Source organism: Streptomyces sp. NPDC001880, from assembly GCF_053594575.1.
The window spans coordinates 1-26,402 of sequence record NZ_JBSFET010000058.1 but is presented as its reverse complement, the minus strand read 5'-3'; the positions used below and the strand labels follow the sequence as shown (position 1 = coordinate 26,402).

General features: G+C 72.8%; 22 protein-coding genes. 9 read left to right on the top strand and 13 right to left on the bottom strand.

The window, feature by feature from the left end:
- Positions 1 to 24: 24 nt before the first annotated feature.
- A complete protein-coding gene (locus tag ACWCQ6_RS25655; protein WP_451092931.1) occupies positions 25 to 1,227 on the bottom strand; it encodes an MFS transporter in 1,203 nt (400 codons plus the stop codon).
- A gap of 262 nt (positions 1,228 to 1,489) precedes the next feature.
- Between ACWCQ6_RS25655 and ACWCQ6_RS25650 the strand changes: the two genes are divergently transcribed.
- Entirely contained in the window at positions 1,490 to 2,398 is a 909-nt protein-coding gene (locus ACWCQ6_RS25650) for a hypothetical protein (RefSeq protein WP_451092929.1), read from the top strand.
- A gap of 101 nt (positions 2,399 to 2,499) precedes the next feature.
- Here the strand turns inward: ACWCQ6_RS25650 and ACWCQ6_RS25645 are convergent, their stop codons facing one another.
- From ACWCQ6_RS25645 to ACWCQ6_RS25630, 4 genes are all read right to left on the bottom strand, one after another.
- Positions 2,500 to 3,528 carry a DUF2891 domain-containing protein gene (locus ACWCQ6_RS25645; protein WP_451092927.1) on the bottom strand — a complete coding sequence of 343 codons (1,029 nt, stop codon included), beginning with the start codon at positions 3,526 to 3,528 and terminating at the stop codon, positions 2,500 to 2,502.
- 72 nt (positions 3,529 to 3,600) lie between these two features.
- Positions 3,601 to 4,569 (bottom strand): DUF979 domain-containing protein, encoded by a 969-nt coding sequence (locus tag ACWCQ6_RS25640; protein ID WP_451092925.1) that lies wholly within the window; start codon positions 4,567 to 4,569, stop codon positions 3,601 to 3,603.
- Entirely contained in the window at positions 4,566 to 5,297 is a 732-nt protein-coding gene (locus ACWCQ6_RS25635; protein WP_451092923.1) for a DUF969 domain-containing protein, read from the bottom strand. The genes ACWCQ6_RS25640 and ACWCQ6_RS25635 overlap by 4 nt, the downstream gene beginning before the upstream one ends.
- A gap of 140 nt (positions 5,298 to 5,437) precedes the next feature.
- Positions 5,438 to 6,154 carry a GntR family transcriptional regulator gene (locus ACWCQ6_RS25630; RefSeq protein ID WP_451092921.1) on the bottom strand — a complete coding sequence of 239 codons (717 nt, stop codon included), beginning with the start codon at positions 6,152 to 6,154 and terminating at the stop codon, positions 5,438 to 5,440.
- A 162-nt stretch (positions 6,155 to 6,316) separates the two neighbouring features.
- Between ACWCQ6_RS25630 and ACWCQ6_RS25625 the strand changes: the two genes are divergently transcribed.
- Genes ACWCQ6_RS25625 through ACWCQ6_RS25615 form a run of 3 tightly spaced genes read left to right on the top strand, consistent with a single transcriptional unit; the run spans position 6,317 to position 8,594 of the window.
- Positions 6,317 to 7,066, top strand: a complete 750-nt coding sequence (locus ACWCQ6_RS25625; RefSeq protein ID WP_451092963.1) for a LamB/YcsF family protein — start codon at positions 6,317 to 6,319, stop codon at positions 7,064 to 7,066.
- On the top strand, positions 7,063 to 7,737 hold the full coding sequence (locus ACWCQ6_RS25620) for a 5-oxoprolinase subunit B family protein (RefSeq protein ID WP_451092919.1): 675 nt from the start codon (positions 7,063 to 7,065) through the stop codon (positions 7,735 to 7,737). Before ACWCQ6_RS25625 ends, ACWCQ6_RS25620 begins: the two co-directional genes overlap by 4 nt.
- Entirely contained in the window at positions 7,734 to 8,594 is an 861-nt protein-coding gene (locus ACWCQ6_RS25615; RefSeq protein WP_451092917.1) for a 5-oxoprolinase subunit C family protein, read from the top strand. Before ACWCQ6_RS25620 ends, ACWCQ6_RS25615 begins: the two co-directional genes overlap by 4 nt.
- 106 nt (positions 8,595 to 8,700) lie before the next feature.
- On the opposite strand, the gene ACWCQ6_RS25610 is transcribed toward ACWCQ6_RS25615, so the two are convergent.
- Positions 8,701 to 10,977: a heavy metal translocating P-type ATPase gene (locus ACWCQ6_RS25610; RefSeq protein ID WP_451092915.1), complete on the bottom strand. Its 2,277-nt coding sequence runs from the start codon at positions 10,975 to 10,977 to the stop codon at positions 8,701 to 8,703.
- 247 nt (positions 10,978 to 11,224) lie between these two features.
- Here ACWCQ6_RS25610 and ACWCQ6_RS25605 point away from each other — a divergent pair, with 247 nt between their 5' ends.
- On the top strand, positions 11,225 to 11,914 hold the full coding sequence (locus tag ACWCQ6_RS25605; protein ID WP_451092913.1) for a copper homeostasis protein CutC: 690 nt from the start codon (positions 11,225 to 11,227) through the stop codon (positions 11,912 to 11,914).
- A 106-nt stretch (positions 11,915 to 12,020) separates the two neighbouring features.
- On the opposite strand, the gene ACWCQ6_RS25600 is transcribed toward ACWCQ6_RS25605, so the two are convergent.
- Complete coding sequence (locus tag ACWCQ6_RS25600; protein WP_451092911.1) at positions 12,021 to 14,102, bottom strand: HelD family protein; 2,082 nt, start codon at positions 14,100 to 14,102, stop codon at positions 12,021 to 12,023.
- 373 nt (positions 14,103 to 14,475) lie between these two features.
- On the opposite strand from ACWCQ6_RS25600, the gene ACWCQ6_RS25595 reads away from it, so the two are divergent.
- Together ACWCQ6_RS25595 and ACWCQ6_RS25590 are read left to right on the top strand one after the other, a co-directional pair.
- The gene (locus ACWCQ6_RS25595; protein WP_451092909.1) at positions 14,476 to 14,667 is read left to right on the top strand and encodes a hypothetical protein; all 192 of its coding nucleotides are present in this window, start codon (positions 14,476 to 14,478) and stop codon (positions 14,665 to 14,667) included.
- A 72-nt stretch (positions 14,668 to 14,739) separates the two neighbouring features.
- Complete coding sequence (locus tag ACWCQ6_RS25590; RefSeq protein WP_451092907.1) at positions 14,740 to 15,141, top strand: hypothetical protein; 402 nt, start codon at positions 14,740 to 14,742, stop codon at positions 15,139 to 15,141.
- 47 nt (positions 15,142 to 15,188) lie between these two features.
- Here the strand turns inward: ACWCQ6_RS25590 and ACWCQ6_RS25585 are convergent, their stop codons facing one another.
- Positions 15,189 to 16,832, bottom strand: coding sequence for a DNA repair helicase XPB (locus tag ACWCQ6_RS25585; RefSeq protein ID WP_451092905.1), 1,644 nt, complete (start codon positions 16,830 to 16,832; stop codon positions 15,189 to 15,191).
- Between the two features lie 212 nt (positions 16,833 to 17,044).
- Positions 17,045 to 19,507, bottom strand: a complete 2,463-nt coding sequence (locus ACWCQ6_RS25580; protein ID WP_451092903.1) for a helicase C-terminal domain-containing protein — start codon at positions 19,505 to 19,507, stop codon at positions 17,045 to 17,047.
- A 281-nt stretch (positions 19,508 to 19,788) separates the two neighbouring features.
- On the opposite strand from ACWCQ6_RS25580, the gene ACWCQ6_RS25575 reads away from it, so the two are divergent.
- On the top strand, positions 19,789 to 20,832 hold the full coding sequence (locus ACWCQ6_RS25575) for a hypothetical protein (RefSeq protein WP_451092901.1): 1,044 nt from the start codon (positions 19,789 to 19,791) through the stop codon (positions 20,830 to 20,832).
- A gap of 478 nt (positions 20,833 to 21,310) precedes the next feature.
- Here the strand turns inward: ACWCQ6_RS25575 and ACWCQ6_RS25570 are convergent, their stop codons facing one another.
- The 4 genes from ACWCQ6_RS25570 to ACWCQ6_RS25555 form a co-directional block, all read right to left on the bottom strand.
- A complete protein-coding gene (locus tag ACWCQ6_RS25570; RefSeq protein WP_451092899.1) occupies positions 21,311 to 22,306 on the bottom strand; it encodes an ABC transporter substrate-binding protein in 996 nt (331 codons plus the stop codon).
- Between the two features lie 74 nt (positions 22,307 to 22,380).
- The gene (locus ACWCQ6_RS25565; RefSeq protein ID WP_451092897.1) at positions 22,381 to 23,256 is read right to left on the bottom strand and encodes an ABC transporter ATP-binding protein; all 876 of its coding nucleotides are present in this window, start codon (positions 23,254 to 23,256) and stop codon (positions 22,381 to 22,383) included.
- Positions 23,253 to 24,335, bottom strand: coding sequence for a FecCD family ABC transporter permease (locus ACWCQ6_RS25560; RefSeq protein ID WP_451092895.1), 1,083 nt, complete (start codon positions 24,333 to 24,335; stop codon positions 23,253 to 23,255). Before ACWCQ6_RS25560 ends, ACWCQ6_RS25565 begins: the two co-directional genes overlap by 4 nt.
- Positions 24,332 to 25,342 carry a FecCD family ABC transporter permease gene (locus tag ACWCQ6_RS25555; RefSeq protein ID WP_451092893.1) on the bottom strand — a complete coding sequence of 337 codons (1,011 nt, stop codon included), beginning with the start codon at positions 25,340 to 25,342 and terminating at the stop codon, positions 24,332 to 24,334. Before ACWCQ6_RS25555 ends, ACWCQ6_RS25560 begins: the two co-directional genes overlap by 4 nt.
- Positions 25,343 to 25,481: 139 nt before the next feature.
- Between ACWCQ6_RS25555 and ACWCQ6_RS25550 the strand changes: the two genes are divergently transcribed.
- Positions 25,482 to 26,099, top strand: coding sequence for an HAD family hydrolase (locus ACWCQ6_RS25550; RefSeq protein ID WP_451092891.1), 618 nt, complete (start codon positions 25,482 to 25,484; stop codon positions 26,097 to 26,099).
- The last annotated feature ends 303 nt before the right edge of the window (positions 26,100 to 26,402 follow it).

Below are 26,402 nucleotides of genomic sequence, written 5' to 3'. Positions count from 1 at the left end.
CCGACCTCGGGTGAATCGCCGCGTTCAATCCAGCTGTGGTGGCGTCGCTCCGTGCCGTCGCACGGACGGGAGCGCCAGTACCGCCCCGACCGCGGTCAGCTGCCACATCACACCGAATGCCAGGAGCCGGTCTGCCCCCACGGCGCCCGACACCGGTCCAGCCAGCGCCAGTCCGAGGGGTCCCAGCGCGAAGGCGCCCAGGCTGTCAAACGCGCTGATGCGTCCGCGGACCTCGGCGGGAATCTCGCGCTGTATGACGGTCGTCATCAGGGTGTTGCACGCCGCTGCCCCGACTCCTGCGGGGAATGCTGCCGCTGCCACGCATGCCAGCGGCAACCGCGCGGCCAGCGCGGCCGCCGGTAGTGCCCAGCCCGCGGATGCGGCCATGGACCAGGCGACTGCTCGACCGGGGTTCCTGCCGAGGAGCGCCAAGCCGCCGACGACCGAGCCCGTGCCGTACAGGGCCAGCACGAGACCCCAGGAACTCGCGCCGCCGAGCCGCTGCTGGGCAAGAGCCGGTCCCAGCACCAGGAACGGCGCCCACAGTACGAAATTGAACAGGCTGATGTGGAGGGTTGTGACCCACAGCCATGTGCGGGAGGTGAACTCCTTCCATCCGCGTCCCAGGTCGGTGAACAACCCGCGGCGGGGCGTGGCCGACTGCGACAGGTGTAGTCCAGCCAGGGCCAGGGCGCTCACGCCGTAACTGACCGCGTCGACCGCGATCACTGTGCCTGCGTCGGAAACAGCGACGAGCACACCGGCCAGACCAGGACCCGCGACCGAGGCGACTGCCTGGGCCATCTGCAGCAGCGAGTTGGCGTCCGCAAGGTCCTCCGCAGGGACCAGGCCGGGCACCAAGGCCGTCAGGCCCGGGCTGAACCCACCCTCGCCGATTCCGAGAACCACCGCCAGCGCGACAATTTCCCAGAGCCGCGCGCTGTGGGTGACCAGCAGCACGGCCAGGAGGCCCTGGGAGGCGAACCGGAGCAGATCCGCTGCCAGCATCACCGATCGGGCCCCGAGCCGGTCGGTTAACACGCCGCCGAGCAGCAGCACGGCCAGGACCGCCAGAATTCGCGCCGCCATCACCAGGCCGACGGCGTCGACCCCGCCGTCAGGCAGCTGTAGTGCGGCGAAGGTCGCGCCGATCGTGCTCATGCCGGAGCCGAGCAGCGACGTGCTCTGGCCGACGAGGAAGCGGCGGAACCGGAAGTGCCGCAGCACGCGCAGACGGTGCGCGGCTGTCCGGGGACCCGCTGCAGCGGGAGGGCGAGTTCGAAGCGTCATGGCTCCGTAATGTGCCGCCACCGCCCTATGCGCCACAAGGTTTTCTGGCAGGAAAGTTGAGCCCTTTACGAGCAATTTTATTTCCGGGTGAATTGGTGCAGTAAATGAGCCCTCTTTACTGCAACATGCCTGGTGATAGGCTCCGTTGCGAAGAAAAGAATCGTCTCCGAAGAACTCATTTACTGCGGATGTGGCCAGCATGAGTCAGCAGCGAACCGACGGCGTGGGCACGCCTCGCCCAGCACCGGTGGAGTACGGAGCCGCAGTTGACCGCTACCTCGCCGCGGCCGGGCTGGGCGTCTCCTCCAGCCGCGTCTACCGCATCTCGCTGCACGGGTGGGCCTGGCCGCTGGTCGACCGCCGGGCCCCGACCGGTCGCGAGCGCAGGGGCGCCCTCCCGCCCGTTGTTCCGCTGACCCAGCTCGACTGCCCGCAGGCTGCGCAGCGGTTGCAACGGGGACTGGTCGACCGCGCCGCCGCTGCGGAACCACGCACGCTGGCCCGCGAACTGGCCTGCCTTCGAGCCGCGACCGCATGGTGGCGAGCACGAGGCTGGATCACTGCAGACCCGGCCGCTGAACTGGTGCTGCCGATACCATGTCCCGGACCGGCACCGACACCCTCCGGTGCTTCCATGGCCGCGAGGGCAACTGCTGCCGGCCCGGACAGGGCCCGCGCCGCCCTCGCTTTGCGGGCTCCGCTCAGGGAGTTGACCTTGTGGCACCTTCTCCACGAGTCGGGTGCCCCCGTCGAACGGGTGCTCGCCCTCAACATCGACCACCTCGACCTGCCCGGTCGACGTACCAGGGCTGGCGCGGCAGCGCCCCTGAGCTGGGGATCGGGCGCGGCACGCCTGCTGTCCATGCTGCTGGCCGGGCGCACTGCAGGGCCGGTGTTCGTCACCGATCGGCGGGCTCCCGCCACCACGCCGGCAGTCGACCGCTGCCCGGTGACAGGCCAAGGGCGGCTCTCCTACCGCCGGGCCGCCGAACTGTTCACCGCCGCGACCAGGCCACTCGATCCAACCGGCCGTGGCTGGACCCTGCTTGTCCTGCGCGACCGGACACCGCGGAGCAGGTCGGTCCGCAGACGACACACCAACTGGTGATCCTCATCGCCCACGAGCGGACCTGTTCCGCAGCTTCCAATAGCCGAAGACACCGATACGCGCCGCCTGCACCGGACTACGTACCGGCGACGCCGTAACGGTCAGTGGCCGGGCGGGGTGTCCAGCGCCAGTGCGGCGAAGGTGGCCAGCCAGTGGTCCGTGTTGAAGTCGCCGGAGGAGACGGCGGGCAGGCCGACGGCGAGATGGGCCTCGGTGGACGCGGTCAGCGCGGTGCGGGCGGGGCCCTCGTCCAGCGCGTCGGCGATCGTGCGCAGGGCCGCCGCCCGGCTCAGGGTGAGACCCAGGAGATGGCCGATCTGCGGGTCCGAGGGGTCGGAGATCACGGGCGGGGTGAGCAGCGGAGAGTCGGTCAGGCCGGGCAGGAAGGTGGCCAGCCAGGTCCGGAACTCCTCGACGGACAGCACCCGGCGCATCGCGTCCGCCTCGGTCAGGGCGGGGGAGAGGAAGTCCTGGCCGGAGGGCTCCCAGTGGACGGGGGCGTCGTGGTCCGCCGCGAACCAGGCGCGCAGCCGCTCCGCCGCCGCGTCGAGGACCGGGCCGGGCAGTCCGGCGCGCTCGCCCGCGTCCAGGATCAGTCCCAGGCCGAACGCGCTGTTGGGGTGGATCCCGTGCCGGATCGGGTAGGTGGCCCGGGGCAGCCAGTCGGCGAGGAGGTCGCCGACCGCCGCGACGGCCGGGGCGAGGGCGTCGGCCCAGCGGTCGCCCTCGGGGGTGGCGAGCGCACGGCACTCCGCCGCCAGTGCCACCAGCCACGCCCAGCCGTAGGGGCGCTCGAAGTGCGGACGGCCGCGGAGATAGGCCGCCTCCACGGCGAGGTTCTCCGGGGTGAGATGGGTGTTCAGCACCTCGTGCACGCGGGTGGTGACGGTGGCCGGAAGGTCGCCGGTGGCGGCGAAGCGGCGCAGCAGCCGGACGAGCAGCCAGTGCATGTGCACGCTGGAGTGCCAGTCGTACGCGCCGTAGAAGGCGGGGTGCAGCGTACGGGGCGCGACCAGTTCCTCCGGGCCGGTGTACAGGTGGGCCGGGTGGTTGGGGTATTCGCGTACGACGTTGGCGAGGGCCAGCTCCGCGAAGGGGAGGGCGTACGGGGCGGGGAGCGCGGGGGACATCGGGGTCACTCCAGGGGGTCGGGCGAGTGGCTCGGGTCGGGGCGGCTCGGGCCGGAGGGCGGGAGGGGCCGGTCAGAAGGCGAAGAGGGCCATGATGACGATGTTGCAGACCAGCACGGCCGCCGCCGTGGGGAGCTGGGCCTTGATCGGTCCGTACTGGTCCTTGAGTTCCAGCAGGGCGGCGGGCACCAGGTTGAAGTTGGCGGCCATCGGCGTGACGAGCGTGCCGCAGAAGCCGCAGAGCATCCCGATCGCGAGGATCGCGGGCGCGTTGCCGTTCATCTGCTCGATGAGGACGGGCCAGCCGATCGCGGCGGTCATCACGGGGAAGGCGGCGAACGCGTTGCCCATGACGATGGTGAACAGCGCCATGCCGCAGCAGTAGACGGCCACGGCCACGAACCTCTGGCCGTCGGGCAGCACCGCCTCAGTGATCCTGCCGACCTGCTCGCCGACGCCCGCCACCTGGAAGATCGTGCCGAGTACGGCCAGCAGCTGCGGCAGGATCAGTGCCCAGCCCATCGATTCGAGCATGTTGCGGCCGGCGTGCAGCGGTACGGAGAGCTTCCGTTCGCGCAGCACCACCATGCCGACGACCAGTGCGGCGATGGCGCCGATGCCGAGGCCGAGGATGGTCTCGTACCCCGGTTCCAGGACCGGTTCGCCGCCGATCTTCCAGTTCTTCACGAGCGTCGCGCAGATCATCGCGACGACGGGGATGGTGAGGGCCGGAAGGAACAGCTTGTTGCCGAAGCGGGCGGCCGAGGCGGCGCGCTCCTCGCGGGACGGGGTGTGCGGCTCGCCCTTGCCGGTGAAGCCGCAGCCGCCGAGGACGATCAGTGCCAGGACGGCGACGCCCAGCGGTTCGGCGGGCAGGGACTTGTCGACGACCCCGGTGGAGTAGAAGAACGAGGCGCCCAGCAGACCCCAGAAGCCGGCCGAGCCGAAGCGCTTGGGGTTGGTGCGGTCTCTGAGCATCTGCGCGGCCATGACGAGGAACACCGCGCCGACCAGCCAGAAGAAGTACTCGGACTTGATCACTTGGCGTCCTCCGCTCGGAGCCCGGCGTGTGCCGACAGGTCGTTCTCGGCGGCGGCGACGGCGAGTTCGCGCTCCAGCTGCCGGTCCAGATTGAGCAGCCGGGCCCCGTGGATCAGGAAGGCGCAGATCGCGGTGGGGATCGCCCACAGGGCCAGATGCAGGGGTTCGAGGTGCTGGTCGTACGTGGAGTTCACGAAACCGGTGATCAGCAGGATCGAACCGATGGCGATGAAGCAGTCCTCGCCGAAGAAGACCCCGATGGTGTCCGCGCCGGAGGCGTGCGAGCGGACCTTCTCACGCAGCTTCTGCGGCAGCGGTCCCCCCGCCTTGGCCTCGGCGGCGGCCTCGGCCATCGGCGCGATCAGCGGGCGCACGCTCTGCGCGGGGCCGCCGATGCTGGTGAGGCCGACGGACGCGGTGAGCTGGCGGATCAGCAGATACAGGGCCAGGAAGCGGCCGGTGGTCAGCTTGCCCAGCTTGCCGATGAGCGTACGGGCCTGCTCCTGGAGCCCGTAACGCTCAAGCAGCCCGATGACGGGCAGGGTGATGACGAAGACGGTCACGGACCGCGAGGTGGCGAAGCTCTCGCCGAATGTGGCCAGCACCTCCTGCGGGGAGAGCTTGCCGAGCAGTCCGGTGACGATGCCTGCGACACCCACCACGAGGAGGGGATTGCGGCGGGTGGCGAATCCGAGGATCACCACGAGCACGCCTAGGAGAACGATCACGCGTCGGCCTTCTTCCGCGCATGGACATGCAGGCACAGGCCTGCCAGGTCCTGATCAGATGGGATGATGCGCGAGAGATTAAGCGATTGTTCAACAAACTCACAAGGGTGTGTGATGTCCGCGATGCGATGCCGTCGGAGCTATCGCGCGGTGAGGCGTTCGGCGTACGCCTCCGCCAGTTGGCGCCGCGAGTCCTCCAGGTAGAAGGCCAGCATCCGCTCCGCGCCCGCCGCGTCGCCCTGCGCCAGCCGGTCCGCGATCTGCCGGTTCCGGGTGAGGTAGGGCTCGTGGAAGCGGCGCGGGTCGGCCATCACATGGAAGGCCAGCCGCAGTTCGGCGAGGACGTTGCGCATCAGCTCGTCGGTGCGGGGGCTGTTCGCGAGGCCGGTCAGGGCCTGGTGGAAGCGGATGTTGGCGGTCGAGCAGACCGGCCAGTCGTCCGCCAGCGCCGCCTCCTCGCCCGTCGACACGGCGGCCTCGACGGCCGTCAGGTCGTACGGCGGCTCGCCCAGCGACCGCAGGGCCGCGCACTCGACGAGCAGCCGGACCCGGTAGATGTCCACCAGGTCGTCGACGGCGAGGACGCGGACGAAGACGCCCTTGTTGAGCCGGTGTTCCAGGAGGCGTTCGTGCGACAGCAGGCGGAAGGCCTCGCGCAGGGTGTTCCTGGACACGGCGAGGGCGCCGCTGATGCTCTCCTCGGAGAGCCGGCTGCCCGGCGGGAAGTAGCCCTCGGTGATCCGGTCGCGCAGGATGGCGGCGACCCGCTCGGCGGTGCCGGAACGGGCCAGCGAGGCGCTGTCCGCCGCCAGTTCGGAGAGGTCCGGAGAAGTCCGGCCGCCCGTGGTCCCCGCCATGCCCCGTCCCCTGCCTGTTCGCACCGCTGTTTCGTGCTTCCGCGTTGTTCAGTGAACCGTACGGGCGTCTCACTCCCCAAGCCGAGCCTTGTCGGATTGTTCAACGATCGCTATCGTGCGCCCGTGACGGATCTGACGAACCCGGAGAGCCGGACAGCACCGATGGACCTCAACGCCGACCTCGGCGAAGGCTTCGGGCACTGGACCCTCACCGATGACGACGCCCTGCTCGACTGCGTCACCAGCGCCAATGTGGCCTGCGGATTCCACGCGGGCGACGCGTCGGTGATGCGCCGGGTCTGCGACCTGGCGGCCGCCAGGGGGGTACGGATCGGCGCCCAGGTCGCCTACCGCGACCTGGCCGGCTTCGGGCGGCGCTCGATGGACGTGCCGCCCGCCGAGCTGGCCGCCGAGGTCGCCTACCAGATCGGCGCCCTGCGGGTGTTCGCCGAAGCGTCCGGGTCCACGGTCTCGTACGTCAAACCGCACGGCGCCCTCTACAACCGAGGCGTCTGGGACGACGACCAGGCCGCCGCCGTGATCGAGGGCGTCCGGCTGGCCGGCGGGAACCTCGCGGTCCTCGGGCTGCCGGGCTCGCGCCTGCTCGCCCACGCCGGGGCCGCCGGCCTCACCGCCGTCGAGGAGGCCTTCGCCGACCGCGCGTACACGCCCCGGGGCACGCTGGTCCCGCGCGGCGAGCCCGGCGCCGTGGTGCACGACGAGGACGAGGTCGTACGCCGCAGCGTCGGAATGGCGGTGGACGGGGGCGTCACCGGGGCGGACGGCAGCCGGATACCCGTCGCGGCGCGCTCGTTGTGCGTGCACGGCGACACCCCGGGCGCGGCGGCGCTGGCGCGCCGGGTCAGGGCCGCGCTGGAGGCGGCGGGCGTGGCCGTGCGGGCGTTCGCATGAGCGCGGCAGGCCACACGGACGGGGACATCGTGGTGCTCCCTGCCGGGCCCGGAGCGCTGCTCGTCGAACTGTCCTGCGGCGAACGGGCCGAGGCCTTCCACGCCGAGCTGCTGCGGCGCCGCGCGCTCGGCGAGCTGCCCGTCGTACGCGAGATCGTGCCCGGTGCCCGGAGCGTCCTCATCGACGGCATCGCGGACCGCACCCCGGACGGCCGCGCGCGGTTCGCCCGTGAACTCGCCTCCTGGCGGATTCCGCCGCTGCGCCGCGACACCGGGGAAGCCGTCGAGATCCCCGTCGTCTACGACGGCCCGGACCTCGCGGACGTCGCGGCGGCCTGGGGCGTCACCGTCGCCGAAGTGCCCCGTATCCACGCCGGGACCGAATTCCGGGTGGCCTTCTGCGGGTTCGCCCCCGGATTCGGCTACCTCACCGGGCTCCCCGAGCACCTGCACCTGCCGCGCCGCGCGACCCCGCGCACCCGGGTCCCGGCCGGTGCGCTGGCGCTCGCGGGTGCGTACACCGGGGTGTACCCGCGCCCGTCGCCCGGCGGCTGGCAGCTCATCGGGCGGATGCCCGACCCGGGCGAGCTGTGGAACCCGGCGCGCGAACCGGCCGCGCTGCTGAGCCCCGGGGCGCGGGTGCGCTTCGTCGCGGCGGAGGTGCGGCCGTGACCGGTGTCATCGAGGTGGTCCGGGCCGGCGCGCTGACCACCGTTCAGGACGCGGGGCGCGTCGGCTGGGCGCACCTCGGGGTGCCGCGCGCCGGGGCCCTGGACGCCCCCGCCCACCGCCTCGCCAACCGGCTGGCCGGGAACGGGACGGACGCGGCGGTGCTGGAGACGACCGTCACCGGCTGCGCGGTCCGCCCGGACCGGCCCGTACTCGCCGTCGTCGGCGGGGCGCCCTGCCGGGTCACCGTCGACGGGCGGCCGGTGGCCTGGGGGACGCCGGTCCGCGTCCCGGCGGGCGCGGTGCTCGACGCGGGCCCCGCCGTCCGGGGCCTGCGCAGCTATCTGGCGTTCGGCGGCGGCCTGCTGCCGCAGCCGGTGCTGGGCAGCAGATCGGCCGATCTGCTCTCCGGGCTCGGCCCGGCACCCCTGCGCGACGGGGACGTACTGCCCCTGGGCCAGGGGCAGTCGATCCCCCCGGGCACCGACGCCGTGCCCTGGCCGGGCGTCCCCGGCGAGCTGGTGCTCCCGCTGAGCCTCGGGCCCCGCCACGCCTGGTTCACCGAGGAGGCGCTGCGCACGCTCACCACGGCCGTGTACCGCGTCTCGCCGAACAGCAACCGGATCGGCCTGCGCACCCAGGGCCCGGCCCTGACCCGTGTCCGCGAGGGCGAGCTGCCCAGCGAGGGGATGATGCTCGGCGCGGTCCAGGTGCCGCCGGACGGGCGCCCGGTGGTCTTCCTCAACGACCATCCGACGACCGGGGGCTACCCGGTCGTCGGTGTCGTGCACGAAACCGCACTCGCGGGCGCGGCACAGGCGGTGCCGGGAACCCGGGTGCGGTTCGTGCGGGCGGGGTGAGAGCGGGTCCTAGGGCGTTTCGAAAGTCCCGCCTGGTCGGGGGCGTCCGGCACGCACGCCCCCGACCCCGCCCTCCGGGCGGACGACGCTGCTTTCGAAACACGCCCTACGCCGCCCTGAAGCCCCGCAGCCGCAGTGAGTTGCCGACCACGAAGACCGAGGAGAACGCCATCGCGGCGCCCGCGATCATCGGGTTGAGCAGCCCGGCCGCGGCGAGCGGCAGAGCGGCCACGTTGTAGGCGAAGGCCCAGAACAGGTTCGTACGGATGGTGCCGAGGGTCTTGCGGGACAGCCGGATGGCGTCCGCGGCGGCCCGCAGGTCCCCGCGCACCAGCGTCAGGTCGCCGGCCTCGATCGCGGCGTCCGTGCCGGTCCCCATCGCCAGACCCAGATCGGCCTGGGCGAGGGCGGCGGCGTCGTTGACCCCGTCACCGACCATGGCGACCGAACGGCCCTCGGCCTGGAGCTTCTTGACGACGTCGACCTTGTCCTCCGGCATGACCTCCGCGTACACCTTCTCGATCCCGACCTCGGCCGCGACCGCCTCGGCCACCGCCCGGTTGTCGCCGGTCAGCAGGATCGGGGTGAGGCCCAGGGCCCGCAGCCGCTCGACGGCCTCCGCGCTGGTGTCCTTGACCGCGTCGGCGACTTCGAGCACGGCCCGCGCCTGGCCGTCCCAGGCGACGGCGATGGCCGTCCGGCCGGCGGCCTCCGCCGCGGCCTTGCGCCGGGCCAGCTCCACCGGGAGGTGGATCTCCCATTCGGCGAGGAACTGCTCGCGGCCGACGAGGACGGCGTGGCCCTCGACGACGCCCTGGACGCCGAGGCCGGCGATGTTGGCGAAGTCCTCGGGGGTGGGCAGGGGTGCGTCGGTGCGTTCGGCGGCTCCGGCGGCGACGGCCTGGGCGATGGGGTGCTCGGAGGAGTGTTCCAGGGCGCCGGCGAGGCGCAGTACGTCGGTCTCGTCGGTGTTCTCGGCGGTGTGGACGTCGAGGAGGGTCATGCGGCCGGTGGTGACGGTGCCGGTCTTGTCCAGGACGATCGTGTCGACGCGGCGGGTGGTCTCCAGGACCTCGGGGCCCTTGATCAGGATGCCGAGCTGGGCGCCGCGTCCGGTGCCGACCATGAGGGCGGTGGGGGTGGCGAGGCCCAGGGCGCAGGGGCAGGCGATGATCAGTACGGCCACGGCGGCGGTGAACGCGGCGGTCAGGCCCGAGCCGTTGCCGAGCCAGAAGCCGAGCGTGCCGAGCGCCAGGGCGATGACGACAGGGACGAAGACCGCGGAGATCCGGTCCGCGAGGCGCTGGGCCGCCGCCTTGCCGTTCTGCGCGTCCTCGACGAGCTTGGCCATCCGGGCCAGCTGGGTGTCGGCGCCGATCCGGGTGGCCTCGACGACGAGCCGGCCGCCCGCGTTGAGCGTGGCCCCGGTGACGAAGTCGCCGACGCCGACCTCCACGGGCACGGACTCGCCGGTGAGCATCGAGGCGTCCACGGCCGAGGTGCCCTCGACGACGGTGCCGTCGGTGGCGATCTTCTCGCCTGGGCGGACCAGGAACCGGTCCCCGACCTGGAGTTCGGCGGTCGGTACGGTCACCTCGCGGCCGCCGCGCAGCACGGTGACCTCCTTGGCACCGAGTTCCAGCAGCGCCTTGAGGGCCGCGCCCGCCTTCCGCTTGGAGCGGGCCTCGAAGTAGCGCCCGGCCAGGATGAACGCGGTGACTCCGGCGGCCGCCTCCAGATAGATGTTCCCGGAGCCGTCGCTCCGCCCGATGGTCAGCTCGAACGGGTGCGTCATGCCGACCATGCCCGCCGTGCCGAAGAACAGCGCCCACAGCGACCAGAGGAACGCGGCCGAGGTGCCGACCGAGATCAGCGTGTCCATCGTCGCCGCGCCGTGCCGGGCGTTGGTCCAGGCGGCGCGGTGGAAGGGCCAGGCGGCGTACGTGACGACGGGGGCCGTCAGCGTCAGTGAGAGCCACTGCCAGTAGTCGAACTGGAGCGCCGGGATCATCGACATCGCGATCACCGGCACGGCGAGCACGACGGCGGTCAGCAGCCGCTGGCGCAGGGGCCGCAGCTCGTCGGCCTCGTCGGCCTCGGGGGCGTCCTCCTCGGTGCGCACCGGGGGAGCGGGCTCGTGCGCGGTGTAGCCGGTCTTCTCGACGGTGGCGATCAGATCCTGTACGGATATGTCCTCGCCCCGGAAGCTGACCTTGGCCTTCTCCGTGGCGTAATTGACGGTGGCCTCGACACCGTCCATCCGGTTGAGCTTCTTCTCGATGCGGGCCGCGCAGGAGGCGCAGGTCATGCCACCGATCGCGAGCTCGACCTCTGCGGTGCCGGCGCCGGTGGCGGTGCCGGTTGTGGCGGTGTGCGCGGACACGGTGTCCTCCCTGGCGGTGAGTTGATACCCCTGGGGGGTATGTATTGCTGATTCAGGTATACCCCCCTCCCCTATGAAACGCAAGGGTGGATTTGCCGCGCGGACCCGGATCGTGCGCGTTCGATCACCCGATGTGCGTCCGGCCTCGCGTATCTTCGCCTGGCATTGAGGCTGCATCCTCGGTGTGCCGGCCCGTAGGCTGGCCATTGGACTAGACCTATTGATGCTTCCTGTGAGGATGGGGCCCATGAGCAACCGTGCAGTCCTGGAGGTGATCGCTCTCGACGCGGAGGACGCGGTCGCCGCCCAGGCGGGTGGTGCGGACCGGCTTGAGCTGGTCACCGACATGGCGGCGGACGGTCTGACCCCGTCCTGCGCGACCTTCGCGGAGATCCGGGCCGCGGTGGACATTCCGCTGCGGGTGATGCTCAGGGCGGCGGACGGCTTCGCGGCCGGCGACATCGAGGTGCTGGTGGACAGGGCGCGCGAGCTGCGCGCGGCCGGCGCCGAGGAATTCGTCCTCGGCTTCCTCGACGAGGAGGGCCGCCCGGACCTGGTCGCCGTCGAACGGCTCGTCGCCGAGCTGGACGGCTGCCGCTGGACCTTCCACCGCGCGATCGACCGGGCCGCCGACCGGGACACCCTGCGCAAGCAACTGGCGGACCTGCCCGGCCTGGACACGTACCTCACCGCCGGCTCGCCCAAGGGCGTCGACGACGGCATCCCGACGCTGCTGGCCGAGGCGGCGCGCAAGGGCGAACCCGGTTACGAACCGCGGATCCTGGTGGGCGGAGGACTGCGCCTGGAGCACCTGCCGGAGCTGCTCGCCGCGGGCATCGACGCCGTGCACATCGGCGGCGCGGCGCGCCCGCACGGATGGTCGGGACCGGTGGACGCGGCGGCGGTACGGGAGTGGCGGACGGTGCTCGACGCGTAGCGGGGCAGGGGGTCCGGGGGGCGGCCCCGGACCGCGGACCCGCGGACCCGCGGACCCGCGGACCCCGGGCCCCGGACTTCGGGCCGCGGACCCCGGGCCCCGATCCTCAGACGCTGCGTTTCAGCTCCCCCGGCAGAGCCGCCGAGTGCACCACCGTCAGCCCCGACACCGCACGCGTCAGCGCCACGTACAACCGGCGCAGGCCCGTGCGTTCGTCCGGTTCGCCGTCGACCACCGCGGCCGGCTCGTCCAGCACCACGTAGTCGTACTCCAGGCCCTTCGCCAACGACGCCGGGACCAGGGTCAGGCGGGAATCGGCAGTCGTCTCCTCACCGGGCGAGAGATACGCGTGCCCCGCCGCGGTCAGCGCCTGGGCCAGCGCCGGGATCCGGGCGTCGGCCGCGATCAGGCCGATCGAACCCTCCCGCTCCAGCGACTCCTCGCACGCCGCCAGCACCGCCGCGTCCAGCTCCGCCGGACCGGCCGCCTCCCGCACCTCCAGCGAACCCGGCGACTCACGCACCGACTCCACCGCCGTGAGGCCCGGCGAGATCACCGGCAGCAGCCGCGAGGCGTACGCGATCACCTCGCGCGGCACGCGGAAGCCCGCCGTCAGCTCCTCCACCACCGCGTCCGACTTGCCGAGATGGTGCAGCGCCTGCGCCCAGTTCTCCGTCGACCACGGCGTCGTACCCTGCGCGAGGTCACCGAGGACCGTCGCCGAACCGGTCGTGCAGCGCCGGCCCACCGCCCGGTACTGCATGGGGGACAGGTCCTGCGCCTCGTCGAGCACCACATGGCCGAGCGAATGCGTACGCGCCACCAGATCGTTCGCCTCGTCGATCAGCACCGCGTCCGCCGCCGACCACTTCGCCGACTTCACGCTCCGGGCCGGCTTCGTCCACAGGACCGCCTTCTGCTCGTCCTCGCTGAGCAGCCCCTGGGCGTGGGCGGCCAGGAACTCCGCGTCCGACAGCAGCCGCAGCACCAGCTTCGCCGGGTCGACGGCCGGCCAGATCGCCTTCACGGCCGCCTTCACGGCGGGGTTGCGGGCCACCGCGTTCTGCACCCGGTCGTCGGGCGCCTCGCCCGCCTCCTCCATCCGGACCAGGACGGAGTGCGCGATGCGCTGCGGTAGCGCGTCGTGGGCGGCCCCGTACCGCATGTCGCGGGCCAGCAGCTCGGTGACCATCTCCTCCAGCTCGTACGCCGGCACCCGCCAGCGCCGCGAACCGCGCACCACCACGACCGGCTCCGTCGGGAGCGTCACATGCGAACGGATCGCCCGCCGCAGCACCTCGGCCATCCGGGCGTCGCCCTTGACGACGGCGGCGTCCGCCGTGTCCGTGCCGCGGACCTCGATGCCGGCCGTCACCAGATCGTCGACGGTCGCCTGCTGCACGGCCAACTCGCCGAGAGCCGGCAGCACCTGCTCGATGTACTGGAGGAAGGACCGGTTCGGCCCGATGACCAGCGTGCCGGTACGGGCCAGCCGCTCCCGGTGCGCGTACAGCAGATACGCCACCCGGTGCAGGCCGACGGCCGTCTTGCCGGTGCCGGGGCCACCCTGCACACACACCGTCCCGCCGAGCCCGCTGCGGACGATCTCGTCCTGCTCGGGCTGGATCGTCGCGACGATGTCCCGCATCGGACCGACACGCGGCCGCTCGATCTCCGCCTGGAGCAGCTTGCTGGTCTGCTCGGCCTCGGCGGGGTCGGTGAGGTGCTCGTCCTCGTACGCGGTCAGCTCACCGCCGGTGTAGCCGAAGCGGCGGCGCTGCCCCACGTCCTGAGGGTCCTTCTTGGAGGCCCGGTAGAACGGCTGCGACACGGGCGCGCGCCAGTCGATGACCATCGGGTCGCCGTCGGCATCGTGGACATGGCGGCGCCCGATGTAGAACTGCTCTCCCTCCGCGCCCTCGGCCTGCTCGGCACCGACCGGGTGCAGATAGTCCAGGCGCCCGAAGAAGAGCGGGGTGTGGGCGAGATCGGCGAGCGACTTGATGCGTTCGTCGATCTGGGCCTGCAGGACGGCCGCGTTGACCCAGTTCGCGGTGACATCGCGGATGTCCAGGGCCTGGGCTTCCTCGCGCATGGCGCGCAGCGCGGCGCGGGACGCCGTGAGACGGGCGCGTTCGCGGGCCAGCGGGTCGGTGGTGGTGTCGCTCTTGTGTTCGTGCGCGGGCACGGTGTTGCCTCCGGCTGTTCAACGCAGGACGGCGGACCGCAGCTTGTCCCCGGCAGGTGCTCGGGCGATGCGGTCCGCTGGGGATCGATCACGAGTACGCGCAGCGGGTGCGCGTACGGCTGTCGGCCGGTTTCCGTCCGGTCGGCGGCGCTCCCCCGGCTGCCGGCGAGCCCTTGCGGGCAGCCGCCGGTACCACGGTGCGGGAGGCGGGCAGACCGGCGATTGTATCGACCGCGTCCTCCGGGGGCGAGCCGATTGCCACCGGCGTCCATCCCGTAGGGGACGGCATGCGACCGCAGACCTACCCGCGCAACCGCAGGATTCCGCCCGCGGGCCGATGCCCGCACGGGCCGGGCGCAGGACCATGGAACACATGAGCACAGTCCTTCTGAACCCCCGCAGGACCGGCCCCGCGCACGGCGCGACCGCGGCCACCGGTCACCACCACAGGCACCCCGTCGGCGACGCGGTCCGCGCCGTCAAGGTCTTCGCCCGCGCCGCGTTCGGCGTGTTCGTGCTCGGCGAGTACGCGGAGGAGGCGGGCGTCCGCCACCGCGACCGCTGAGTACCCGGAACCTCCCCGGTGTGAGTATCAGACCGGAGGTGGTCCGGCCCTGCCCCGCGGTTGGGTAGCGGCATGGAGAACAGCCACGCCCACGTGATGCGTCCCGCCCTCGGCGGCCCCGCCGGTCCCGTCGTCTCCGTGCGCAGCCCGAACGCGTGGGTCGCCCCCACGATCGCCACGGTCCTTTCCTTCTTCCTGACCTGCTTCGGTATGTTCGCCATCGGCTTCGCGGCGATGGCCACCGACAGCTGCGGCCCGGACAACTGCTCCTCGGACATCACGGTTCCGCTGAGCCTCATGGCCTACGGGCTTTACGCGGCCCCGTTCATCACGCCCCTCGCCCTGATCACCGCCTGGGTGCTGCCGTGGCGTCCCCGCTGGACCATCGCCCGCCGGTGTGCAGCGGCGATCGCCGTGCTGCCGGGGCTGACGGCGGTGGGCGGCCTGGCCCTGCTCCTGACGCTCGGCGGCTGACCCGGTCAGGACGCGGCCGGTCCGCGTGCGCGGACCGGCCACCGGCCTCAGCTGCCGGCCAGCAACTCGTCCGCGTCCACGATCCGGTACGCGTACCCCTGCTCGGCCAGGAACCGCTGGCGGTGCGCCGCGAAGTCCTGGTCGATCGTGTCGCGTGCGACCACCGAGTAGAACCGCGCCTCGTGCCCGTCCGCCTTCGGCCGCAGCACCCGGCCGAGCCGCTGCGCCTCCTCCTGACGCGAACCGAAGGTCCCCGAGACCTGGATGGCGACGGTCGCCTCCGGCAGGTCGATGGAGAAGTTCGCGACCTTCGAGACCACCAGGACGCTGAGTTCACCCTCCCGGAACGCGTCGAAGAGCTTCTCGCGCTGGGCGTTGCTCGTCTCGCCCTTGATCACCGGGGCGTTCAGATGCTCACCCAGCTCGTCGAGCTGGTCGATGTACTGCCCGATGACCAGGGTCTGCTCGCCCCGGTGCTTGCGTACCAGCGCCTCCGTCACCTTCCGCTTCGTGTCGGTCGTCGCACAGAACCGGTACTTCTCCTCGGCCTCGGCGGTCGCGTACGCCAGCCGCTCCGAGTCCGTCAGATTGACCCGCACCTCGACGCAGTCGGCCGGCGCGATGTAGCCCTGCGCCTCGATCTCCTTCCACGGGGCGTCGAACCGCTTGGGCCCGATCAGCGAGAAGACGTCCGACTCGCGGCCGTCCTCACGCACCAGCGTCGCGGTGAGGCCGAGGCGCCGCCGGGCCTGGAGATCGGCGGTGAACTTGAAGACGGGCGCGGGCAGCAGATGCACCTCGTCGTAGATCACCAGCCCCCAGTCGCGGGAGTCGAACAGCTCCAGGTGCGGGTAGACGCCCTTGCGACGCGTCGTCAGCACCTGGTACGTGGCGATGGTGACCGGCCGGATCTCCTTGCGCGTACCGCTGTACTCGCCGATCTCGTCCTCGGTCAGCGACGTCCGCCTGACCAGCTCGTGCTTCCACTGCCGGGCCGAGACGGTGTTCGTCACCAGGATCAGCGTGGTCGCCCTGGCCTGGGCCATCGCACCGGCCCCGACCAGCGTCTTCCCCGCGCCACAGGGCAGTACGACGACACCCGAGCCGCCGTGCCAGAACCCCTCGACGGCCTGCTTCTGGTACGGCCGCAGCGCCCAGCCGTCCTCGGCGAGATCGATGGGGTGCGCCTCGCCGTCGACGTAACCGGCGAGGTCCTCGGCCGGCCAGCCCAGCTTCAGCAGCGTCTGCTTGATCTGCCCGCGCTCGGACGGGTGCACCGCCACGGTGTCCGGGTCGATCCGCGCCCCGACCAGCGGCTGCACCTTCTTCGACCGGAGGATCTCCTCCAGCACGGGCCGGTCGGTGGAGGTCAGCACCAGACCGTGCACCGGATGCTTGGAGAGGGTGAGCCGGCCGTACCTGGCCATCGTCTCGGCGATGTCGACGAGCAGCGCGTGCGGAACGGGGTAGCGCGAGTACTGCACGAGGGCGTCGACGACCTGCTCGGCGTCGTGCCCGGCGGCGCGCGCGTTCCACAGCCCGAGCGGGGTCAGACGGTAGGTGTGGATGTGCTCGGGCGCCCGCTCCAGCTCCGCGAAGGGCGCAATGGCCCGACGGCAGGCGTCGGCCTGGTCGTGGTCGACTTCGAGGAGCAGGGTCTTGTCGCTTTGGACGATGAGGGGTCCGGTCACGTACGTCGGCCCTTTCTTCGGGGTGCGGCCACGGATGCGGCCAAACGTCCAGTGTGCCGCATGCCGTGGTCGCGGCGCGTGTGTTGTCGGGCACGGGCGCGGTCCTGCTGGGGCGGGTGCGGCCGTGTCGGCGCGGGTCGGTCCTCCCATGGTCCACCGGTCGGTCCGCCCGGCGGTAGCCGATGCGGACGGGGACGGGGATGCGCCGAGGGTCACGCCGTGGCGTCGTCCGCCAGTTCGGCGACGCCGGTGATGCGGTGCAGGGGGTACGTGCGGACCTCGTCCGCCGTGTGGTCGTACGCCGTGACGAAGCCGCCCTCGACCCGGACCGGGGCGATGACCCGCTGGCTGGCGGCGCCGTCCGCGTTCACATAGCCGATCCAGAGCGCCGAGCCGGTCATCGCGGCGGCCTGGACGGTGGCGAGGGTCTCGGCGGAGCTCGTGCGGGGCAGGGCGCCGGGCGCGGCAGCGGGGGCGCCGGGGGACTCCGGGGCGTCCTTGCGGACCACCGTGGCGGCCGTGTCCCCGGCGCGGATCGCCCGCACCGCCGCGCCGAGCAGGGTGTCGTCCGGCACCGGAGGGCCCTCGGGGACGGGGGCCGTGCGCGGCGGGGTGCGGCGGGCGCCCGTGCGGGTGATCAGGACATCGCCCTCGGCGGACTCGGCGGCCGGGGCGTACCCCATCTCGCGCAGCCCTTCGAGCAGGGAGGCCGGGTCGACCTGGGCGGCCAGGGCGGTCGGCGCGAGGCGGCGCAGGCGCAGGGCGGCCGAGCGCTTGTCGGCGAGGATCTCGTTCAGTACGGCCTCGTCGTCGCAGCGCACGTACGAGGAGGCGGCGCCGATCCGGAGGTGGCCGTGGCGGCGGGCGACGTCGTCGATGAGATAGCTGAGCGGCTGCGGGACGGGCGTGCGGCTGTGGGCGGCGAGGAACGCGTGCAGATCGGCCGCGGACTGCCCGGCGTCCAGGGCACGGCGCACGGAGCCGGGGGTGAAGCGGTAGACCGTCGCGCCGCCCTTCGACTCGATGTCCGCGAGGGCGGAGAGCATGTCGGCCAGGGGACGTTCCAGCGGGCCGGGGGCGACGGCCGTCAGGTCGGCCTGGAGCAGGACGTGGTCCAGCGGCTCCGGGATGAGCGGCGCGAGCAGCGCGGCGGCCTCGGCGGGCCCGGTGTCGAGCAGGGCGCGGGTGTGCGCGGCGAGCGCGCCGCGGCCGGTGATGCCGAGGAGTTCGGACTCGTTGAGCGTCCACAGGGCGATCCGGGACCGCAGATCGGTGGTGTCCCCGGCCGAGGCGGAGGCGCCGCGCAGCGGGCGTTCCCAGCGCAGCCGGGCGAGGACGGTCTCCGGGTCGGGGGCGGTGCCGGGTTCCAGGCCGGCGAGCAGCGCGAGGACCCGGTGGCGCACCTCGGGGGCGGCGGAGCGGTCGAGTTCGGGGCCCAGCACGGACAGGGCCCGGCCCCTGGTGTCCTGGCCGCCGACCAGACCGGAGGTACGGGTGGCGGCGAGCCAGGCGGTGGCGAGGGCCGTCCAGCGTTCCTGGGCGGGGAGTTCGGCCCAGTCGTCGTACGCGGGTGTCGGCGCGTAGCGTTCGTCGGCCTCCCCGTCGGAGGCCAGCAGCCCGGCCGCGTAGGCGAGTTCGACCCAGAACGCGGCGACCTGCTCGGGGACCTCCAGGGCGGCGGCGGTCTTCTTCAGCTCGCGGACGCTGAGCCCGCCGGCCCGCAGTATCGCGGGGCCGCCGCCGTTCCAGCTCTTCAGCAGTTCCTCGACGGTGTTCACCGCCAGGAACGCCTGGCCGGCCGCGGCGCTGTCCACAGCCTGTGGATCGCGGTTGGCGACCGCCTCCACGGCCGGCGGCCGCGGCTCCGGTACGCGGTGGGCGCGCCCGGCCCGCAGATGCAGGGCGGCCTCGCGGGGCAGCACCACGGTGCGGGTCGACACGGGCAGCAGCAGCCCGTGGTCGCGCAGCCACTTCACGGGCGGGGTGGGGTTCGGGGTCACTTCCCCGTACGGCGGCCCCCACACCAGCCGGTCCAGCACGGACAGTGCCTCGGCCGGGGCGCTGTCCAGCAGTTCGCCCATCCTGGCCCGGTCGGTGAAGAGCGCGGACAGGGCGGCCACGGCGGAGACCGGGTCGTGCGTGGCGGGCAGCCCGGCGGCGGCCAGGATCTCCTGGAGGCGGCCAGGTGACATGCCGGAGGTCGCCTCGGCGACGGTCGGCCCGAGACCGGTGGGGGAGGCGTGCTGCGGGGACGGCGCGAGGATCTCGCGCGCCGTGCGCACCAGCCGCAGCCGCTCGTCCTCGCCCCAGACGAGGGCCTGTTCGCGCAGCGTGGCCAGCGCGCCGGGCAGCGCGTCCGCGATCGCCGCGCCCGCGCCGTCGCGGTGCCCGCCGTCGCCTTGGCCGTCGCCGGTGAGCAGCCCGAGCAGCGTCTCGTACGGGGCGGGGTCGGTGGCCACCGCGAGCGCCTCGGCGGTCTGCAGGGCGAATTTGTCGAGGTGCTCCAGCGCGCGTACGACGGAGGCGCGGGTACCGGCCCTCGTCGCGAGCTGGGTGATGTCGCCCGGCACCGGGTTGAGGAGATCGGGGCGGGCGCGCAACAGCCCGGCCAGCGACTCGTCGTCCCGGGCGCGAAGAGCTTCGGCGAGCGTCCGCGGCGGTGTGGTCATCCCCATCCGTCCCACGGTAGTCGCTCCGGGCAGGCCCGAGAGCCTGTCCGGTGACCCCCGATCGGATGGCGGACGCGGTCCGGTGCGTGCGATTCCGAGGCGGAGGGAGGGAGTCGGACGGGGTCTTTCCTGGTCGAGCGGGACCGGAGAGCCCGGGGAAGGAGCGTTGGTGACCGACGACCACGCGGGAAGCGTGCGTGCCGGGGCGTGGCCGCCCGGGTCGGGGGCCACCGGTCAGGCTCCGGGGGCGCTACCGTCGGTGCAGGGCGGTAGAGGGGAACGATCGCGTGGGGATCGAGAGCGACCAGCTGGTCTACGACTATCTGAGCCGGGTCGGGGACCTGGCGCAGCAGCAGCAACTGTCCTCGGCCGCCCGGATGAGGCTGGTGGCGGGGCTCCGGGGCGAGATCGACCGGCAGCGCGGGAAGCAGTCCGGGGACAGCCCCGCGGCGGTTCGCCGCATCATCGGGAGGCTCGGCACACCGGACGAACTGGTGGCCGCCGCGGCCTCGTCGGGCGACGGCACGGTGGAGGCCGAGGGGCAGCCGGAGCCCGCGGCGGAGGGTGGCCGTGGCATCCCCCGTCCGCGCTGGGGGATGCTCCGGAAAGACGGTTCGGGCAAGGGCGTGTCGCAGCCCGAGGAGCCCGGGTCCGGTGCGCCCGAAGCGCCGGCCGGCCGGGTGCCCTCACCGCCGCACATGGCCGGTACGGACGAGTTGGGGCCGTCCGGGAGCGAGCCCGACTGGTGGCGGATCGAGCCGGGGCCGTTCGGTGACGGGGTCGCCGTGCCGGGGTTCGTCGGCGGTGTCGAGATCCCGGACATGATGAGGCCGCCGCCGTCCGGGGAAGCGGTGCCGCGCCCGCGCGCGGCGGGGGGCGAGGAGCCGGACGAGGAGCCCGTTGCCGAGGAGGAAGCGGAGGAGGAGGCGCCGCGGCGTCGGCTTCTGCGGCTCCGACGCCGTGCGCCGCGCGTGGACGGGGCGGGCGGCCACGGCTTCTCCCACCCGCTGCTGCTGCTCGCCGCGGTGCTGCTGGTGGCGGGCGCCGTGACGGGTTCCTGGCTGGCCCTGGCGGGCGGCTGGCTCCTCGCGTACAGCTCGCGCACCCTGTCCCGCGTGGAGGCGAAGTGGGCCGCGATGGGACTGCCGGGCGTGGTCACGGCGGGCGCTCTGGTCTGGCTGTGGGGCAGGAGCGACGGGCGGTGGGGCGAGCCCATCGGGACCGGGCAGATGGACGAGGCGATCGGCCAGATGTGGCCGTGGGTGGTGCGGGCGGCGGCCGTGGCCTCCGCGCTCTACCTGGTGTGGCGGTCGCGCAGGCCACGGTCGTGACGGTCGGGCAGGCCACGGTCGGGCACCGGCCGGCGGCCTCCGCCTGGAGCGTCGGCCGGTAGCTCGCCCGGGGCGCGTCGGCCGTGGCCTCCGCGTGAAATACCGGCCTCCGCCCGGGGCGCGTCGGCCGTGGCCTCCGCGTGAAATACCGGCCTCCGCCCGGAGGATCGGCCGGTGGCCTCTGCCCGGAGGTCCGGCTCTGCCCGAAGGTTCGGCCGGTGGCCTCCGGGCGACGCTTCGGCCGGCTGGCTATGCCCAAAGGGCCGACTCCGCCCGGAGGATCGGCTCCGCCCAGCGGTCCGGCTCCGCCCGGAGGATCGGCCGGTGGCCTCCGCCCGGAGGTCCGGCTCTGCCCGAAGGTTCGGCCGGTGGCCTCCGGGCGACGCTTCGGCCGGCTGGCTATGCCCGAAGGTCCGACTCCGCCCGAAGGTTCGGCTCCGCCCAGAGGTCCGGCTCCGCCCAGAACGTCAGCCGGTCATCAGCCGGTCATCTTCGCCTGGAACTCGTCGAGGATCTTGTCCGCGGCGGTGTAGCCGATGCCCGCGATCCACAGCCGGTCGTCGACCTTGAAGACCTTGCCGTCCTTGGACGCCTTCAGCCCCTTCCACAGTCCGCTGTTCATCGTCTTGGTCGTCCCCGCCTTCGCCGGGTCGCCGTACGTCGACGTGAAGACGACGTCCGCGTCCGCGAGGTCGATCTTCTCGGGCGACACGTCGTACGAGAAGCCGTCCTTGGCCTTGTCGGTGATCGCGGGGCGGCCCATGCCGAGGTCGGCGAGGATCGAGCCGATGTAGTTCTGCTTGCCGTAGATGCGGATGTCGGAGCCCTCGACGAAGCGGACGAAGTTGACGTCGGTGTCGGCGGCCTTCTGCTTGCCGCCGATCGCCTCGGTCACCTTCGCGACGTGGGCGTCGTAGTCGGCGACGACCTTCTTCGCCTCGGCCTGCTTGCCGAGCGCCTCCGCGTGCAGCTGGAAGTTCTCCTTCCAGGCGGTTCCGGTGGACTCCGTCATCACGGTCGGGGCGATCGCCTTCAGCTGCTCGTAGCGGTCGCCGTCACGGACCTTGGAGGTGAGGATCAGATCCGGCTTCAGCGAGGCGACGGTCTCCAGGTTGGGGTTGGCGATCTCGCCGACCTCCTCGATGTCCTTCGTCCGGCTCGCGGGCAGGTAGGAGGGGAAGCCGTCCTCCGACGCCGAGTGCGTCGCGCCGACGGGCTGCACGCCGAGGGTGAGCGCGGAGTCCAGTTCACCGGTGTCGAGGACCACGACGCGCTTGGGGTCCACCGGGACCTCCACGTCGCCCATGGCCGTCTTGACGGTGTGGGTCTTCGCGGAGCCGGAGCCGGAACCGGAGTCGGAGGAGCCGCCGGCGCTCCCGCCGGACTCCGAGGAACCGCAGGCGGAGAGCGTGAGCGCGCCGGCCAGGGAGAGAGCGCCGAGAACGAGGCCGCGGCGGCGGACGGAGGGGGTCATGGGGTGCCTTTCGTAGAAGTGTGGGTGCTCGTCGGTCGCGTGTGCGCCGGGGTGACCGGGGTCGGTGCGCCGGCTCACGAAGCCGGTTCGGCCTGCCACGGAGCGCCCGGCACCACGAGCGGCGAACCGGTCACCGGGTCCGGGACGATCACCGCTTCCAGGCCGAAGACCTCGCGTACGAGTTCGGCGGTGACGATGTCCCGGGGGCGGCCCTCGGCGACGATCCGGCCCGCCTTCATGGCGACCAGGTGGTCCGCGTACCGGGCGGCCTGGTTGAGGTCGTGGAGCACGGTGACGACGGTCCGGCCGCGAGCGCCGTCCGCCGCCGGGGCGGTGAGCCGGCGCACCAGGTCCAGGACCTCCACCTGGTGCGCGATGTCGAGGTACGTGGTCGGCTCGTCGAGCAGCAGCAGATCGGTCTCCTGGGCGAGCGCCATCGCGATCCAGACCCGCTGGCGCTGACCGCCCGACAGCTCGTCCACGGACCGGTCGCCGAGCGCGGTGATGTCCGTACGCGCCATGGCGTCCGTCACCGCCCGCTCGTCCTCGTCCGACCACTGCTGCCACCAGTGCTGGTGCGGCTGGCGCCCGCGCGAGACGAGGTCGCTGACGGTGATCGCCTCCGGGGCCACCGGGGTCTGCGGCAGCAGCCCGATCGACTGGGCGATCTTCCTGGTGGGGATCTTCGACAGCTCGGTGCCGTCGAGGAGCACGGCCCCGCCGCGCGGCTTGAGGAGCCGGCCGAGCGCGCGCAGGGTGGTCGACTTGCCGCAGGCGTTCGGGCCGACGATGACCGTGACCCGGCCGTCCGGGACGTCGAGGTCCAGTGCGTCGACGACGGTGCGGTCCTCGTACGCGAGCGTCAGCCCCCGCGCGGTGAGCCGGCCGGTCGCGGTCCCGGCCACTGCGGTGTCGGACATCGGAGCGTCGGACATCGGGGTCGAACTCATGCTGTGCCTCCACTACGGCTGCGACCGCCGCCCTGACCGCGGATGATCAGCCAGATCAGATACGGGGCGCCGACCGCCGCCGTCAGTACGCCCACCGGCAGCTCGATGGGTGAGAAGAGCCTGCGTGCCAGCAGGTCCGCGAAGACCACGATCACCGCGCCGAGCAGCGCCGAGCAGAGCAGCGGGATCTGCGCGGTGCGGGTCATCCGGCGGGCGATCTGCGGGGCGAGGAGCGCCACGAAGTCGACCGGCCCGGCCGCGCCGGTCGCCACGGACGCCAGTATCACGCCGAGCGTGACCAGCCCCAGCCGTACCCGTCCCAGCCGCACCCCGAGCGCGGTCGCGGTGTCGTCGTCCATCGTGACGGTGCGCTGGGCGCGGGCGGCCCACAGCACGGCGGGCAGCAGGATCAGCAGCGTCCAGCCGACCGGCGCGGCCTCGGTCCAGCCGCGCCCGTTGAGCGAGCCGGTCATCCAGATGTGCGCCTGCTGGGCGACCAGGTAGTCGCCCTTCGTCAGGAACAGCGTGGTCACCGAGCGCAGCGCGATGGCGAAGCCGATGCCGATGAGGACGAAGCGGGTGGCGTGCAGCCCGCCGCGCCAGGCGAAGACGTACACGAGCGCCGCCGCGGCCACCCCGCCGATGACGGAGAGGTACGGCAGCACGGTGTACGAGGTGATGCCGAGGGTCATCGCGCCGACCGTGAGCGCGCTCGCCCCCTGGCTGATGCCGATGATGTCGGGGCTGGCCAGCGGATTGCGGGCGACGGTCTGGATCAGCGCGCCTGCGATCCCGAAGGCCGTGCCGACCAGCAGCCCCACGGTCATCCGCGGCAGCCGCAGCGTGCCGACGACGAGTTCGTCGGGGGACGGCTGCCCCAGGATCACCTTCACGACCTCGCCGGGCGCGACGAAGCTCTCGCCGACGCAGAGGTACGCGACGCAGACGGCGGCCAGCAGCACCACGAGTCCGGTGGCGACCAGGGCCGCCCGCCGGTGCAGCAGGAACCGCCCCCGCGACCCGATCCGCACGACCTGGTACCCGGCGGGCCGCACCCGGACCTTCGTACCGGCGCTCATGCGGGAACCGCCTTCCGGCGTACGAGGGCGACCAGGAACGGAACGCCGATCAGCGCCGTCATCACGCCCGCCGGGACCTCGCTCGGCGGGAAGACGATACGGCCGATCACATCGGACACCAGCAGCATCACGGGCCCGAGCAGCGCCGCCATCGGCAGCACCCAGCGGTGGTCGGAGCCGACGATCGCGCGGGCGATGTGCGGTACGGCGAGCCCGATGAACGCGATCGGCCCGGCCGCCGCGACACCGGTCCCGGTCAGCACCGTGGCCCCGATGCCGCCGACGATCCGTACCGTCGCGACGTTCTGCCCGAGCCCCTTCGCGACGTCCTCGCCGAGCGCCAGCGCGTCGAGGCCACGGGCGACGGACAGTACGAGCACGGTCCCGAGCAGCATGAACGGCCAGATCTGCTCCGCAACCTCGGCCTCCCGCCCGCCGAGCGATCCGGCCTGCCAGAAGCGGAACTCGTCCAGCGCGGCCGCCTTGGTCGTCAGCACCGCCGAGGTCACCGCCACCAGCAGCGCGTTGATGGCGGCGCCGGCCAGCGCGAGCTTCACGGGGGTGGCGCCCCCGCGCCCTCTCGACGCGATCGCGTACACGGCGACGGAGGCGATCGCCGCCCCTGCGAAGCCGAACCACACGTACCCCGTCAGGGTGTGGACCCCGGCGAACGCGATGGCCAGCACCACCCCCACCGAGGCGCCCTGGCTGATGCCGAGGATGCCGGGGTCGGCGATGGGGTTGCGGGTGATGCCCTGGAGCACCGTGCCCGCGATGGCCAGCGCGGCGCCGACCATCAGCCCGATCAGGGTGCGGGGCACGCGCATGTTCCGGATGACTTCGGCGTTGTCCGAGTTCCCGCCGTGCAGCAGGACATCGAACACTTCGGACGGGGGTATGGAACGAGCCCCCACGGCCAGGCTGAGGATTACCGCCACGAGCAGCGCCACGACGGCCGCCGCCGTCGCGAGTGCGCGTCTTGAGCGGCGTGGAGCGGCGGCTGACATCGGACCCAATCAAGTGGCGAAGAACGAATGGCGTGAACGGTGCGAAGGTAAGGCTTGGCTAAGTCTAAGCACCGCAGTTCCGGGCCCGAAGGCCGCACCTGGGACGGACGCGTCAACCATCCCCACGACAATGGTTGCCATGCCCTCGCACCCCCTGACGGTCGGCTTCGACCTCGACATGACGCTCATCGACACCCGGCCCGGCATCAAGGCCGCCTACCTGGCGCTTTCCGCCGAAACGGGGACGCCGATCGATGCCGACCTGGTGGTGAGCAGGCTCGGCCCGCCGGTCGAGGAGGAGCTGCGGAACTGGTTCCCCGCCGACGCGGTGGCCGCGACCGCCGACCGGTACCGCGAGATCTATCCCACACACGCCATCGCCCCGAGCCTGGCGCTGCCCGGTGCGCGGGAGTCGATGGCGGCGATCCGCGAGCGGGGCGGCCGGACGATAGTCGTCACCGCCAAGCACCGGCCGAGCGCGGAACTCCACCTGGCCCACCTGGGCATCGAACCCGACGCGCTCATCGGCGGCCTGTGGGCCGAGGCCAAGGGCCGGGCCCTGCGCGAGCACGGCGCCCACATCTACGTCGGCGACCACACCGGCGACGTACGCGGCGCCCGCACGGCCGGCGCCGTCTCGGTGACGGTCACCACGGGCCCGTGCGACGCGACGGAACTCCGGGCGGCGGGGGCGGACGTCGTCCTGCCGTCCCTGACGGAGTTCCCGGCGTGGCTGGAGGAGTACGAGGCGCGCTGAGGGCTGTGGGTGCGGGTGCGGGGGCAGGGGCGTGGGCGGGGCGCCTACGCCTTGGCCGCGCATTCGGCCCAGAGCAGCTTCCCGCCCTGCCCCGGCAGTCCGCCCCGCATCGGGTACGCGCCCCAGGACTCCGCGTAGAGCGTGACGAGGTACAGCCCGCGTCCCCGTTCGGCCAGTTCCTCCGGTGTCCGGGCGCCCCACCGGAACGGGGGCGGGGATGTGCGGATCGGTGTCCCAGACGCTCAGCCGGATGCGGCTGCGCCCGGCGTCGCGCAGGCGCAGGGAGTACGGCCCCGAGGAGTA